Source organism: Halorussus amylolyticus, from assembly GCF_004143485.2.
GTDB classification, from domain to species: domain Archaea; phylum Halobacteriota; class Halobacteria; order Halobacteriales; family Haladaptataceae; genus Halorussus; species Halorussus amylolyticus.
The window spans coordinates 161,310-175,208 of the sequence record NZ_ML974132.1 but is presented as its reverse complement, the minus strand read 5'-3'; the positions used below and the strand labels follow the sequence as shown (position 1 = coordinate 175,208).

General features: G+C 64.5%; 15 protein-coding genes. 4 read left to right on the top strand and 11 right to left on the bottom strand.

The features are described 5' to 3' along the window. Positions 1-125: 125 nt before the first annotated feature. The 6 genes from purF to EKH81_RS08140 all read right to left on the bottom strand — a co-directional run bounded on the left by purF (position 126) and on the right by EKH81_RS08140 (position 4,585). Positions 126-1,622, bottom strand: coding sequence for an amidophosphoribosyltransferase (purF, locus tag EKH81_RS08165; RefSeq protein ID WP_132059577.1), 1,497 nt, complete (start codon positions 1,620-1,622; stop codon positions 126-128). A gap of 234 nt (positions 1,623-1,856) precedes the next feature. Then, positions 1,857-2,030: a 50S ribosomal protein L37e gene (locus tag EKH81_RS08160; protein WP_132059579.1), complete on the bottom strand. Its 174-nt coding sequence runs from the start codon at positions 2,028-2,030 to the stop codon at positions 1,857-1,859. After that, positions 2,027-2,218 carry an LSM domain-containing protein gene (locus EKH81_RS08155; protein ID WP_132059581.1) on the bottom strand — a complete coding sequence of 64 codons (192 nt, stop codon included), beginning with the start codon at positions 2,216-2,218 and terminating at the stop codon, positions 2,027-2,029. Before EKH81_RS08155 ends, EKH81_RS08160 begins: the two co-directional genes overlap by 4 nt. A 260-nt stretch (positions 2,219-2,478) precedes the next feature. Then, on the bottom strand, positions 2,479-3,405 hold the full coding sequence (locus EKH81_RS08150; protein ID WP_132059583.1) for a DUF1028 domain-containing protein: 927 nt from the start codon (positions 3,403-3,405) through the stop codon (positions 2,479-2,481). A gap of 368 nt (positions 3,406-3,773) precedes the next feature. Next, positions 3,774-4,169, bottom strand: coding sequence for a DUF7528 family protein (locus EKH81_RS08145; RefSeq protein ID WP_132059585.1), 396 nt, complete (start codon positions 4,167-4,169; stop codon positions 3,774-3,776). Positions 4,170-4,333: 164 nt separating this feature from the next. After that, a complete protein-coding gene (locus EKH81_RS08140; protein ID WP_132059587.1) occupies positions 4,334-4,585 on the bottom strand; it encodes a hypothetical protein in 252 nt (83 codons plus the stop codon). A gap of 91 nt (positions 4,586-4,676) precedes the next feature. On the opposite strand from EKH81_RS08140, the gene EKH81_RS08135 reads away from it, so the two are divergent. Further along, positions 4,677-5,393, top strand: coding sequence for a DUF7117 family protein (locus EKH81_RS08135; RefSeq protein WP_132059589.1), 717 nt, complete (start codon positions 4,677-4,679; stop codon positions 5,391-5,393). 48 nt (positions 5,394-5,441) lie between these two features. Continuing rightward, positions 5,442-5,798 (top strand): hypothetical protein, encoded by a 357-nt coding sequence (locus EKH81_RS08130; RefSeq protein WP_132059591.1) that lies wholly within the window; start codon positions 5,442-5,444, stop codon positions 5,796-5,798. A gap of 16 nt (positions 5,799-5,814) precedes the next feature. On the opposite strand, the gene EKH81_RS08125 is transcribed toward EKH81_RS08130, so the two are convergent. From EKH81_RS08125 to glyA, 3 genes are all read right to left on the bottom strand, one after another. Then, entirely contained in the window at positions 5,815-6,708 is an 894-nt protein-coding gene (locus EKH81_RS08125) for a bifunctional methylenetetrahydrofolate dehydrogenase/methenyltetrahydrofolate cyclohydrolase (RefSeq protein WP_132059593.1), read from the bottom strand. Positions 6,709-6,797: 89 nt separating this feature from the next. Then, positions 6,798-7,433: a hypothetical protein gene (locus EKH81_RS08120; RefSeq protein ID WP_132059595.1), complete on the bottom strand. Its 636-nt coding sequence runs from the start codon at positions 7,431-7,433 to the stop codon at positions 6,798-6,800. Positions 7,434-7,471: 38 nt separating this feature from the next. After that, the gene (gene glyA / locus EKH81_RS08115; protein ID WP_132059597.1) at positions 7,472-8,719 is read right to left on the bottom strand and encodes a serine hydroxymethyltransferase; all 1,248 of its coding nucleotides are present in this window, start codon (positions 8,717-8,719) and stop codon (positions 7,472-7,474) included. A 103-nt stretch (positions 8,720-8,822) separates the two neighbouring features. Here glyA and EKH81_RS08110 point away from each other — a divergent pair, with 103 nt between their 5' ends. Both EKH81_RS08110 and tbsP read left to right on the top strand, forming a co-directional pair. Continuing rightward, on the top strand, positions 8,823-10,922 hold the full coding sequence (locus EKH81_RS08110) for a CHAT domain-containing protein (protein WP_132059599.1): 2,100 nt from the start codon (positions 8,823-8,825) through the stop codon (positions 10,920-10,922). A 464-nt stretch (positions 10,923-11,386) separates the two neighbouring features. Further along, complete coding sequence (gene tbsP, locus EKH81_RS08105; RefSeq protein ID WP_132059601.1) at positions 11,387-12,211, top strand: transcriptional regulator TbsP; 825 nt, start codon at positions 11,387-11,389, stop codon at positions 12,209-12,211. Positions 12,212-12,317: 106 nt separating this feature from the next. On the opposite strand, the gene EKH81_RS08100 is transcribed toward tbsP, so the two are convergent. Together EKH81_RS08100 and EKH81_RS08095 are read right to left on the bottom strand one after the other, a co-directional pair. Next, positions 12,318-12,827 carry a hypothetical protein gene (locus EKH81_RS08100; protein ID WP_132059603.1) on the bottom strand — a complete coding sequence of 170 codons (510 nt, stop codon included), beginning with the start codon at positions 12,825-12,827 and terminating at the stop codon, positions 12,318-12,320. Positions 12,828-12,885: 58 nt separating this feature from the next. Then, positions 12,886-13,842, bottom strand: coding sequence for a D-2-hydroxyacid dehydrogenase (locus EKH81_RS08095; protein ID WP_132059605.1), 957 nt, complete (start codon positions 13,840-13,842; stop codon positions 12,886-12,888). Positions 13,843-13,899: the final 57 nt, after the last annotated feature.

Here is a 13,899-nt window from a genome sequence, read left to right as displayed (position 1 = left end):
GCACTTCTTACGCGTCGTATCCTCGCGGAAGTAGCTCCCGACCACGCCGCCATAGCCGGTCTCGCCGTCGCTCGTGATTCGACGCCACGAGAGGGCCAGAAGGAACAATTGGAGTCGAGAGGCCGTCAGTCGTCGGCGCCCGCGGTCTCGGCGATTTCGGGCCGGGACACTTCGCGGTCGGTCTCCTCGCCGTCGATGTCGTAGGGGTACTCGCCGGTGACACACCCCATGCAGAGGTCCGCACGCGAGCGTCCAATGGCGTCCGCGACCGCTTGCGTCGAGAGGTACGCGAGGCTGTCTGCGTCGATTGCGTCCCGAATCTCCTCGACCGACTTATCGGCGGCGATGAGTTCCTCGCGGGTCGCCATGTTGATGCCCATGTAGCAGGGGGCGACGATGGGCGGCGCGCCGATTCGCATGTGGACCTCCTCCGCGCCGCAGTCCTTGAGGAGTCCGACCAGTTGGGTCGAAGTCGTTCCGCGAACGATGGAGTCGTCGATGAGGGTGACGGTCTTGCCCTTCACGGTGGACTTGATGGGGTTGAGCTTCAGGCGGACCGCGCGCTCGCGCTCGCCCTGGGTCGGCATGATAAAGGTGCGACCGACGTACCGATTCTTCATCAGGCCCTCGGCGAACTCGACTCCGGCCTCGGCCTCTTGGGCGGCCTCGGCGTACCCGCTCGCGAACGCCCGGCCGGAGTCGGGGACGGGCATCACCACGTCGGTGTCGATGCCGCTTTCGTCCCAGAGGCTTCGACCGAGTTCCCGGCGGACTTCGTAGACGAGGTTCTCGTCGATGACGCTGTCGGGCCGGGCGAAGTAGACGTGTTCGAAAAAGCAGTGGGCGGTGTTCTCGCGCTCGAACAGTTGGTAGGAGTCGAATCCGTCGCCGCCCGGTTGGAGGACGACGAGCTCGCCGGGTCGCACGTCCCGGACGAGTTCGCCGTCGAGGGTGTCGATGGCGGCCGACTCGCTGGCGAGGACGTAGCCGTCTTCGAGTTCGCCGATACAGAGCGGGCGATTCCCCTCGGGGTCGCGCACGCCCAGCACAGTGTCGTCGTGCATGATGGTCAGCGAGTACGACCCGTGGATTCGACCCATCGTGCGTTTGACCGCGCGCACGAGGTCGGATTCGAGCAGATTTCGCGCGAGGTCGTGGGCGATGACCTCGGTGTCGCCGTCGGAGGTGAACGCGTGGCCCATCCCGGCGAGGCGGTCCCGAACGTCGTCGGCGTTGACGAGGTTGCCGTTGTGGCTCAGACCGAGCGCGCCGCTCTTGAACGACACCGTGAACGGTTGGGCGCACGACTTGTCCACGCTTCCCGCGGTCGGGTAGCGAACGTGGCCGATACCCGCGCTCCCGCGCAGGCCCTCGATATCGGCCTCGTCGAAGGCGTCGCCGACCAGTCCCATCTCGACGTGGCTGTGTTGTTGGAATCCGTCGTGGGTCACGATGCCCGCCGACTCCTGACCGCGGTGTTGGAGGGCGTACAGCGAGTAGTAGAGCGGGCGCGCGGCGTCTCGCTCGGCGAGCGAGACCCCGACGACGCCGCACTTCTCGGTCGGACCCGAAAGGGCGTTCTCGGTCGGACCACTGTGGGCCGCGTCCCGGCCGTCTGGCATGGGAGTCGGTAGGGCGGGCCGGTAGTAAAAACCCTCGTTATCGTGCCGAATTTCCGGCTCTCCTCCGAGAAGGTATGCTCGTTCGTGCATAACTGTGGGTGTCGGGCGACAAGAGGCGGCGAGTCCGGCAGTCGCCGGACTCGCCGCTCTCGAAAAGCGAATCGGGGTCGAAAAGCAAGCCGCTACTCGAACGCGAGTTCGTGAGAACGGAGAGATGCGCCGGAGAGCGGTCGGCTATTCGCCAGCCTTGCTCTGCCACTCGTAGTCTCGGCGCTTCTTCGATTTGCCGAAACCGCACGACGAACACTGCTTCTTTTTGACGTGATACGACTTCTCGCCACACCGACGACACTTCGTGTGCGTCGTGGTGTTCTTCTTCCCTTGGCTAGGGGTGCCTGCGCCGGTCATGGGTTAATCGAAACGAGGTTGTCGCCGCGTATAATGGTTGTGTCTTCTTCTTCGGTATCCTCCAGAACGAGGTTCATGTGCTGGTCGTAGCCGGTCAGCGTACCGACGAACTCCTCGCCGCCTTTCAAGCGCACCGTGACCTCCTCGTCGAGGGAAGCCTCCAGTACGTCGAGCGGTCGTCCACTCATACCATTAGCGCCACCCGTCGAATGCTTAAACGTACCGGAAGATACCGCACTGAAGTAAGTTTCGGTAGTTGAGTATTTGATATAAAATCTCGGTGACGGGTGGCTCGAACCGGATTTGAGTCGCACTTTCGCGACACTTCGGAGTACGGTTCATACTGTCGGCTGTACGTACGTGAAAATCACCGTTGAGGATTGGACGGTCCCTCGTCTCTACCTTCGTCTTCAACGCACCGCTATTCGAAGAAGTACAGCCGACAGTATCACTTCCGGTCGAGGCGGGAGAGACCGTGCCAGAGGGCGTCCACCATTCGCTCCTCGCCCGTCCCCTCCGAGTCGTCCCAGCCGCGGGCCAGCGCGTCCTCCAGCACCGGGAGGTCGTGGTTCTCGAAGTTGTTCAGGCCGCGGAACTCCTCCAAGGCGGCGCGTTCGTCCTCGCCGAACTCGGCGGTCGCCTCTCGGTCGAGCAGTCCGAGGTCCGCGAGCGTTTCGGAGACTGCCTCGGCGGTCTCGCCCGAGAGCGCCCGGCAGTCGTCGGGTTCCTCGCGTTCGAGCAGGGTCACGTCGTACACCTTGAACACGCGTTCGAGTTCGTCGATGGGCGTCTCGTGGTCGTCCACGCGCACGTCTATCCAGCGGTCGTTCCGGCCGTCGTAGCCGCCCGACTCCTTGGCGACGTAGAGCGCCGCGCTCTGCTCGCCGCGCTTGTCGCCGCCCGCGTCGTTGCCCGCGTGGAGCGCGGCGATGAGACGTTCCGGAAGGCCGCCCTCGGCGGTTTCGAACGTCTCGGCCATCGCTTCGATGGTGTCGCGGTTCTCGAGGATGTTTCCCTGCACGGTGTAGTTCTCGCCCTGCACGTCGCCCGCGAAGTCGAAGCACTCCTCGCCCGTGAAGGCGGCGACCGACCCGTCCTGTCCGACGACGCCGACCTGCCGACTCGCCGATTCGTCGTCGGAGTCAGTCAGTTCCCGGACGACTTCCTCGGCCGCCTTCCCGTCCCGGAGCAGGTCGAGACCGTCCGGCCCGTAGGCGACGTTGGCGTAGCTCTGGGTGGCGACCGCGCCCGCGTCGGCGCTGACGAACGGGACGACCGCGCCCACGCCGACGAACTTCGATTGGACCGCAATGCCGACCGCGCCCGTCTCGGGGTCGCGGGCCGCGATGGAGAACGTCGATGGTCGTGGTGCCATGCGCGTTCGGTCGGAACCGAGCGCCAAAAGCGTTGGCGTGGCGGCACGAACTCGGCACTCAGCGTTTCGGTGGCTACACAGACCACGGGACGCGCCGCGCTTGCGCTCGCTGTGCGAGCGCAAGCGCACGCCGTCGGAGCACGCTCCGACGAGCCTCACCTCGCTTCGCTCGCTGAGACGCCGGAAGACAAACCGCGTCTTCCGAGCCTCGCTTCACGTTGTTCAGCGAGACGCGGGGAGGTACGGGGCGCGGTGCGGTGGCGTGCTGTGCGGTCCTCAGTTGTACCGGGAGTAGGTCGCTTCACTGTCACGTCATCCCTGATAGCAGTCGCGTTCCACGTCACTCCCGATAACAGTCGCATTCCACTTCAGCCGCCGATTTCACCCCCGTCGAATTCGTCTCGCTTTCTCCCGGTCAGCGGCTGGCGTTTCGACAGTTCGCAGTCGAAGCCGGGATGCTCCGCGAAGTGGTGGACCAGCATGTGTCGCCGCCCGCCCGTGAGACCCGTCCGGCCCACGTCCTCGGCGGTGAACTCCGAAGGCAAGCGGTCGTAGAGCCGCCGCAGGGCCGCGAAGCTCTCGAACACTTTTCGGTGGCCCGACGAGTCGGCGCGCCTGCGCGCGACGACGTAGCTTCCGTCCTCGCGGTGGGTTCCGACCGTCCGGACGAACTCCCGGCGCTCGGTCAGCGCCTCGCCGAGCGCGGCGCGGAGCCGGTCGGCTTCGGCTCTGGAGAGTTCGTGCGAGTCGCCCGCGACCGTCACGGCGAGCGTGCCGCCGTCAGAATCGACGAATCTCGCGGAGAATTTCTCGACCAGCCGCCGACTGGCGACTTACTCTATCCTCGGACGTCTCGGTGGAGAGACCGTGACCCGACATCGTACTCGGTCCTTTTTCGGGCAGGCAGATAAATGCTCGTGCGAATCGCTCACCGACTCGCGGCGAGCAGGACGACGACCACGACGTTGTACACCGCGAGACCCGCCAGAATCGAGCCGAGCGACAGGCCGACGAACGCGCCGATGAACGTCGCGGCCTCGACGACGCCGTCCGCGAGGACCAGGGCGACGACGAGCAGGCCACCGGCCGTGAACGCGAGCGGCACGCCGTAGTCCCGGAAGAACGTCTCGGAGACGGGCGTCCGAAACCGGAGCAGTTTCCCCTCGGCGTCCCGAGCCATGCCCCACACGTCACTACAAACTGATATAAGTCTTCAGGCGTGCCAAAGGAGGTTCGCGGGCGTTTTGTGACTCGACGGCGAAAACGGGGGTATGAAAGTCCGCGGCGAGCGCGAGTGCAACGACTGCGGGACGCGGTGGTCCTACTACGAGACCGGGAGCGTCGAGTGTCCGTCGTGCGGAAGCCTCCGGAGCGTCGGCGTCGATTCCGAACGCCGTCTCCACACGGATTCGCCGGTCGAACTCGACCTGACCGACGCTCGCGAGGCGGTCGAAGCCGAGTCGCTCCGCGAGGTCGCCGACCGCGCGAGCGAGGCCGCCCGCGGGTACGTCCGCAAGCGAGGGTTCGTCAGGGGCGGCGACCTGCGCGCGCTCGACGACGCGTACCTCGCGGCCAACGAACTCCGGCACGCCGCCGACGTGGTCGGACGGGGCTTGGACGTGAACGACGACGAGGAGTGGTACTTCCTCGCGCTCCTCCGCGGGGCCGACGACGGCGAGCGCCCCGCCCCGAGTGAGGTTCCGAAGACGATGCACGCGATTCGAGGGCTGGCGTACGGGGAGGCCGTCGGCGAGTACCGCCGGGAGATGGCCGACTGGGCCGACGAGGAGGGCGTCGATTCGGAGGGCGCGTCGGCGCTCGAAACCCTCGAAACCCACGTCAAGCGCGTCCGCGCGCTGGAGGGCGACGTGGACCCCGAGACCGCGGAACTGCTGGTCGAGGCGGCCCGAGACGTGAGTCGGTTCCTGCGTGAGGACGATGTGGACGCGCTCGCGAGTGCGCGCGAGCGGTTCGACCGACTGGCGTGACCCGGAACTCACGCATCTTTTTTGAGAGTTGGTGCGCTATTCCGCGGCATGACGGGTGACGCGGCCTCCCTAGCACACTACCTCCTCAGATTCGTACTCGTGGCGGTGTTCCTCGCCGGACTGGTCGCCGCTTGGGCGGAGTTCGGGATTTCGGCGCTGCTCGCCGTCGAAACCGTCGGAATCGCTGTCGTACTGGTCGTCATCTGGTGGGCGGTGTCTCGGTTGCGCCGGGCGCGAGAGGACGGTCCCGACGAGGCGAACGCGTCCGATGACCGAATCGAGGGGTCGGGCGAGAAAATTGTCCGTCACGTCTACAACAGTCAGGTGGGCGCGGGCCGAGAGACCAAGCGAATCCGGGAGGAAGCCGATAGAATCTCGGAGGCCGACCGCGAAGCGAGAAAGTAGCCCGGGAAGCGCGAACTCAGGGCAGGTCCACGTCCACGCCCTCCTGATGGCCCGCCGCCGCCACCGTGTTGTAGAGGAGCATCGCGCGCGTCATCGGGCCGACGCCGCCGGGAACGGGGGTGATTGCCTCCGCGACCTCCTTCGCGCTCTCGAAATCAACGTCGCCCACCAGTTCGTATCCCTTCTCGGTGTCGGCGTCCACGCGGTTGACTCCCACGTCGATGACCGTCGCACCCTCCGAGAGCATCGACCCGTCTATCATCTCGGGGACGCCGCAGGCCGCGACCACCACGTCGGCCCGGCGGGTCTTCTCCGCGAGATTCTCGGTGCGAGAGTGACAGACCGTGACCGTGGCGTTGCCGTCCTCGGCCTTCTGGACGAGCAGATTCGCGAGGGGCTTGCCCACGATGTTCGACCGGCCGACGATGGTCACGTCCTTGCCCTCGGTCTCGACGCCCGCGGCGTCGAGTAGCTTCTGGACGCCGTGGGGCGTACAGGGTCGGTACCGGGGGTCGCCCGCGACGATTCGGCCCACGTTCTCGGGGTGGAAGGCGTCCACGTCCTTCTCGGGGTCGATAGCTCGGATGACCCGGCGGTCGTCCACGTGGTCGGGGACCGGCATCTGGACCAGAATTCCGTGCACCTCGGGGTCGGCGTTGAGGTCCTCGACGGTGTCGAACAGTTCCTCGGCGGGGGCGTCGGGGTCGATTTCGACGTGGATGCCCTCGATGCCGACCTCGTCGCAGTCGCGCTGTTTCATCGAGACGTACGTCTCGCTCGCGGGGTCGTCGCTCATCAGCACGGTGGCGAGACCGGGGCGAACCCCTGCGTCGGCGAGCGCGTCGATGCTGTCCTGGAGGTCGGAGCGTATCTCGGCGGCGACGGCGTTGCCGTCGATTACCTCTGTCATCGAATAGAGAGTGGACGCCGAGCCATTTTAACCCTCGGGTTCGTGCGTATTTCTCTGCGTAACCGAGGACATTTATGCAAAAGTGTGCATTACTCTTGCTGGATTTCCTGTTCTCGAGTCGCCACCGAGACGACGCAGGAGCGCGAGCGTCCCGAGAGGGTGAGCGTCACCTCGGCACGCTCGGGTGCGACCTGCCTCACTCGGTCGTACGAGACGTTCGGCTCGGATATCACGTCGCCGTCGCGGTTCAGCGTCGTCTCGTGAGCGACGAATATTTTCAGTTCGCCGTCGTCGTTCGTCACGCCCGCCGAGACGCCCTCGGCGTCGCCGAGTCGCTCACTCATCGCTTCGTTCACGCGCTCCGCGCCCACGCTGGCGCACTCGGTCTCGACCCACTCCTCGAACGGGACGTGTTCGTAGACGGGTTCGCGCTCGGGCTCCGACCCGTTCTCGACCTCGTCGGGGTTCGAGTGTCGGTACGCCGCGACGTAGCGCACGGTGTCGTTTGCCGCGATGTACTCGATTTCGTCGCGCTCGACGGTGGTCGTCGCGTTCACGGTCGCGGGATAGTCGGAAACCTCGGTCGTCGCGGTCGATTCAGACGTCGTCTCGAAGTCGGCGGTATCGGACGGCGCGCTTCCGGCGGGAACTCCGCCAAGGCATCCTGCGAGTGACGCGACGAGGCCGCCGCTGGCGACGAGGAGGCGACGACGGGAACCTCTCATGTCAAAGAGACTGCTTCAATCAAGAATAAGCTTTCTGCCTACTCGTACAGCGGATTCGCCTCACACAGCGCCTGCACGTCCTCGGCGACTTCAGCCTTCACGTCCTCGTCACCGACGTTGTTGATGACGCGCGCGATGAGGTCGCCGACGTACCGGCAGTCGTCCTCGTCGAAGCCGCGAGTCGTGAGCGCGGGCGTCCCCGCGCGGATGCCCGATGCGACGAAGGGCGAGCGCGTCTCGCCGGGCACCGTGTTGGCGTTGAGGACGATTCCAACGTCTTCGAGCGCCTCCTCGGCGTCCTTGCCGGTCACGTCCTCGTGGGACTCCCGGAGGTCCACCAGCACGAGGTGGGTGTCGGTGCCGCCCGAGACGAGACCGAAGCCGTCCTCCTGCAGGCTCTCGCCGAGCGCCTCGGCGTTTTTGACGGTCTGCTCGGCGTAGTCGTCGAACTCCGACTGGAGGGCTTCCTCGAACCCGACCGCCTTGCCCGCGATGTTGTGCATCAGGGGACCGCCCTGCATGCCGGGAATCACGGCCGAGTCGATGGCGTCGCCGTACTCCTCGTCGGCGAGGACGATGCCGCCGCGTCCCGCGCGAATCGTCTTGTGGGTCGAACCGGTCACGAAGTCGGCGATACCGACCGGGGAGGGGTGTTCGCCCGACGCGACGAGTCCCGTGATGTGGGCCATGTCGGCGAGGTGGTAGGCGTCGGCGGCGTCAGCGGCCTCTTGGACGCGCTCCCACTCGACTTCGCGGGGGTAGGCGGAGTAGCCCGACACCACGATATCGGGGTCGAACGTCTCGGCGTGTTCGCGGAGGTCGTCGTAGTCGATGTAGCCCGTCTCGGGGTCTACCTCGTACTGCTCGACCTCGTAGAGTTGCCCGGTGAAGTTCTTCTGATGGCCGTGGCTGAGGTGGCCGCCGTGGGTCAGGTCGAGCGAGAGAATCTTGTCACCGGCGTCGAGCATGGCGAAGTAGACCGCCATGTTCGCCTGCGACCCGGAGTGGGGTTGGACGTTGACGTACTCGGCCCCCCAGAGGTCTTTCGCGCGCTCGATGGCGAGTTCCTCGACCGTGTCTACGTGTTCACACCCGCCGTAGTAGCGCGACCCCGGATACCCCTCGGCGTACTTGTTGGTGAGGACGCTCCCCTGGGCCTCCAGTACGGCTTCGCTAACGTGGTTCTCGCTCGCTATCATCGCCAGCGTGTCGCGTTGGCGCTCGACTTCGGCTTCGAGGGCGTCTGCTACCTTCGGGTCGGCGTCGCGGACGCGGTCGTACTTCATGAGTGGAATCCGTTCGCCACGGAGTATAAGCTTACCTTTCGCGGTGATGAGACGGGGCGACAAAACTATAAACTCCGGGTGAGACACGTGGTGTGACGCCGACATGATTGAGTGGGAGGAGACGGATTCTGGGTTGCGCGTGTTCGACCGCACGAAGACGGAGGTGTGTATCGAAGCTGACGGGTGGGAGACCGCGAGTGCGGGCCACGACATCGACCGGCCGCTCGACGAGACCGTGTCGGGGTACGCGACCGAGATTCGGCTCCCGGCCGCGCTCGTCTTCGCATTCACCGGCGACTCCCGCGAGAAGTACACTCACGGGAGCGACACCGAACCGCTCGAACTCCCCGACGACGACAATCTGCTCGACGTGACGCTCAACATCAAGACGTATCTCAAATTCTCGGGGGCGGCGACCGTCTGGAAGTCCGAGGACTACAACGACCTCTACGTCTCGTTCCCCGAGCGCACGCTCGTGACCTTCGGCTTCCGGAGCCACCACGAGGAGCCGGTGGACACCATCACGGTGCCTCGAACGCCCGAGGGCGTCGCGACCGCCGTCACCTACTCGTCGTCGTCGCACAAGACGACGGGACCGGACCGGTCGTATCCCAACCTCAGGGGCCATCCGCCGCGATTCGCGTTCGGCGAGGAGACCGAGATTCCCGACTCCGTTCGCGAGAACAAACCCGAGGTCGGCATCGAACTCGTCGTGCCCGACAGCTTCGAGTACGTCTTCGTCGCCGCGCCGCTGGCACACTACTTGCAGGCCGACCTCGCGGTAGAAGACAGGCGATTTCCGGTCTTGCGAGCGCCCGAAGCGGCGGTCGAGCGGACGTTCAGCCCGCTCCCGGGGTTCCAGCACGAGGTCGCTGACCTCCTCCGGCGGGTGTTCTTCCTCGACTGTCTCGTCCGAAACGCGGGCGAGTACAGTTGGGACCTCGCGGAACTCGACCTGCTCGACGAACTCGACATCGACGCGGAGGCGACCTACGAATCGTCTCCGGCCGAACAGTTGGCGACGTATCTCGACGTCGCCTACGAGCGCATCGACGACGACCTGCCGGAGTGGCACCTCGCGATGCACGTCACGCCGAACGCGGAGAACGCCGCGTCGTTGCCGTTCTTCTTCAACAACCTCAGTCTCGTCTACCTCCCCGAATCGACCGAACTCGAAAAGAACGAACTTCTCAACAAGTCCATCGGCGACTTCTACCGGGACGGCGGTCCGAACCGTCCGCCAGAGGCGACGGCGGCCCAAGCGACCGCTCGCGCCGGTCCGGGCACGGTCAACTCCGTGGACAGGCGCGACCCCATCCTCCACCGAGGCCGAATCAGCGGCTGGCTCGCGGACGGCGTCCCTATCGACGTGTTCAAGGTCGTTCCCGAAGCCTACGAGAACCGATTCAAGTATCTCGACCAGAGCACCGGCGACATCGACGTGACGGTCGTCCTCAACGACGAGGAGATGGCCGACGAACACGAGACCGTCGCCCGAATCTACGAGGAGCGCGCGGACGATTTGCCCATCGACGTGACCGTCCACGAGAATCTCACCAAGACCGGACTCGCCGACGTGCTCGAATCGTCCCACGACTTCGTCCACTACATCGGCCACTGCGAGGAGGACGGCCTCAGGTGTCGAAACGGGAACCTCGCCGTCGAAGACATCGAGGAGAGCAACGTCCAGACGTTCTTCCTGAACGCCTGCGGGTCGTACTACGAGGGCCGCGACCTCGTGCGGAAGGGGAGCGCGGCGGGCGCGGTTACGTTCACGAAGGTCCTGAACAAGCAGGCCGCGAAAGTCGGCGTGGCGTTCGCCCGCCTGCTCATCCACGGTTTCAGCATCCAGCGCGCGCTCCAGTTCGCCCGGCGACGGATTATGATGGGGAAAGACTACGCGGTGGTCGGGGACGGGACGCACGTGCTGACGCAGAGTGATAATCGGTTCCCGAGTGGTGGCGAAATCGAGGAGAACAATGGCAGATACGATGTGTCATTTAATCAGATATCGGCGCGAGATATTGGCGCGGGTTATCAAGTTTATCTTCCCGAACGTAACGAAATGTACCTTCACGGGAACGAGTCTACCTTTACGCTTAGCTACTCAGAGCTATGCTCATTTCTCGATCGAGCAAAGTCACCGTTCGTGTATGACGGAGATATCTACTGGTCGAACGAACTCGCTGAAGAAGTAAAATAAGGGGGTATTTATGGCCCGGAAGCGCCACCAGCAGCGTCGTGAAGCCCGATCTCCGTAACGAACGTCCCGGCTAGCATGACCACATACGCCGCGTCCAGCGCACGCGGATTGTCAACGAACCACTGTCGAATTTTGCCTCGCATAGCTTGTTTTGTGTTAATATTTCCCATTATTTGATTCTTTCGGCTTGAGTTCACTTTAGTATGACATAGATAACTCCAGAAATACAGCGTTACGTCTACCGTATCCGTTTTAGAGACGGAATACGCGCTGGACCATCGTCGCGCTGTGCTTCAATTTCCCCGAGCGGTGAAAATTCACTCAGTCAACAGAAATCAATATAAATGGAATTCGGAAAATCTGTTTGAAATTGTGTCATCGAATACTTCACATCTCCGTATAATCCGTGATTTCCCCTTGTTACTAACGTTAAAATTAAGTAGGGTAAACGCGTTTGTGGGTATATGGAGACCGAATCGAATTTACTCAACCAAGAAATCGCCGAAATCCTTCAGACCGTCATCGACGACGCGCCCGAATCGCTGCTCGTCGTGAACCCGGCGAAGGACACCATCGAAGAGCTAATCAACGTCGCGACGGCCCACGAGGGCGACCTGCCAACGGTCCGCCTCCTCGCACAGGAGACGACGCTGAAAGACGTGATGGAGGACTTCATCGTCGCCAGCAACGCGGCGGACCTCATCGACGCGGGCGTGCTGTCGCTTCGCACCACCGACGAGGTGCCGAGCAACTCGCTCATCGTCACCGACGAAGTCGTCATCGCACTCGTGACCGCAGACGACCACGTCGGCGGTCTCACCGCGACCGACGAGACGTTCGTCTCGGACGCCTACGACTCCTACACCGACGAGTGGGAGGGCGCACACGACTTCTCGCTCCGCACGCCGCCGATTAGCCGCGTTCGCGAGACGCTCGGCGACGAGATTAGCCCCGATGCACAGACCGACTTCGACGAGGTGCTGTCCTCGATGGAGACCGCGCGCGGAGACGGCGACGGTCTCGACGAAGTCACCATCAGCCTCCTCGTGGCGGCGAAGAACGAGGCCTTGCTCTACGACATCAGCAAGTGGGGCGAGGATGTCGGCATCGCGAGCAAGGCGACCTTCTCGCGCACGAAGACGAAGCTCGAAGACATGGGCCTCATCGGCACCGAGAAGGTCCCCATCGACGTGGGTCGTCCGCGCCTGCGCCTGAAGCTGGCGAACGACGACCTCCAGAACGCCGACACCGACCAGCTCGCGGGCGTCGCCCAGAGCCTGCTGAACTGAACGCAGTCGCATTTTTTCGAGCGCGAACGCTCACCGTTCGCGGATACCGGTTTTCGAACCGCCGACCTGACAGCGGCCGGTTCGTCGTTGGATAGCGGCCAGTCGGTTAGTCGAGCCAGTTCGGGTCGCTGACCGTCACGAGACCGAAGGCGGTCACGACGCTTCCGGCGAGTACGCCGACACTACCGCCGAACGCCAAACCGACGGCGACCATCGCGAGGCCGTTCACCGCGAGGACCACGCCGTGGGTTTCGGTGAAGAATTCGGTGTCGCGCCCGACGGCTCGGAGTTGGACCGGGACCGACGCGACCCAGAGGACGTAGACGACCTCCGAGCGGAGTACCGTCTCGATTTCGAATAGAGACATCAGCCCGAAAGCGAGCGCGGCGAGTCCGAGAAGCGCGGTTCCGAGGTCCCAGCGATTGCTCACCAGCCGCCGGACGAGCGCGCCGAAAAGCAGAACGAGGACCGCGACGAGCGCGAGGTTCTCGACGACCGCGCGACCAGTGCTCGCGCGGAGAGTCTCCGAGACGAGCGAGCCGACACAGAGGCCCGCCAGAAGCACGACCGACAGAATCGGTGAGATGGGGCAGACGCGGTCGCTCCGGCGTTCCATGCCGCGGGCTACTCACCGAGGTTACAAAACGGTGTCAGTTCGTCGCAGGCCAATCACCTCAAACGATTCTGTTCTCGAACGCTTCCGTCTCACCCGCGAGGTATCGCTCGTAGTTCCGCGCGAACAAGTCGGCACACCGGTCGTAGTAGTGGGGCGTCGAGCCGGCCATGTGTGGCGTGGCGACCACGTTCGAGAGGTCCCAGAGCGGCGACTCCCCCGGAAGCGGCTCCTCCTCGAACACGTCGAGGGCCGCGCCTCGAATCCAGCCCTGTTGGAGCGCAGTCGTCAGCGCGTCCTCCTCGACGATTTCCCCGCGCGCGATGTTGACGAGGACGCCTGACGACGGCATCGTTCGGAGTTCCTCCTCGCCGAGCAGGCCCTCGGTCTCGTCGGTCAGCGGGCACGCGACGACCACGTAGTCCGAGCGTTCGAGCACCTCGTACAGGCCGTCGGGTCCGAACGCCTCGTCCACCGCGTCGGGGGCGGTCTCGGGCGTCCGCTTGGTGCCCAAGACCTCCATGCCGAACGCCGAGGCGAGTTCGGCCACCCGACCGCCGATTTCGCCGACGCCGAGGATGCCGACCGTCTCGTCGCGAAGCTCTCGACCGCCGTAGCGCTCCCAGACGCCGCGGTGCTGTTGGGCGATTCCCTTGTGGATGTTGCGCTCGAACACGAGCATGTAGGCCAACACCTGCTCGCCGATGGGTTCGGCGTGAACGCCCGACGCGTTGGTGAGCGCGATGTCGCGATTTTCGAGCGCGTCGAGGTCGTAGCTGTCCACGCCCGCGCTGAGCGCCTGCACCCATCGGAGATTCTCGGCGGAAGCGAGTTTCTCGGTCGGAAGTCGGAGCGTCACGAGGATTTCGGCGTCGGGGAGGTGGTCGTCGGTCTCGGGCGGCGTCGTCGCGACCGTGGGTTCGAGGTCGGGAAGCCTGTCGTCGAGACCGTCGAGCAGGCTGTCGCGCGCGCTGTCCGAAACGTAGTGCGGAATCAGGACGTCGGGCCGTTGGCTCATACGTCCGACTCGTCGGACGGAAGCTAATAGCTGGTGATAGCGACCGAGTCCCGGTGT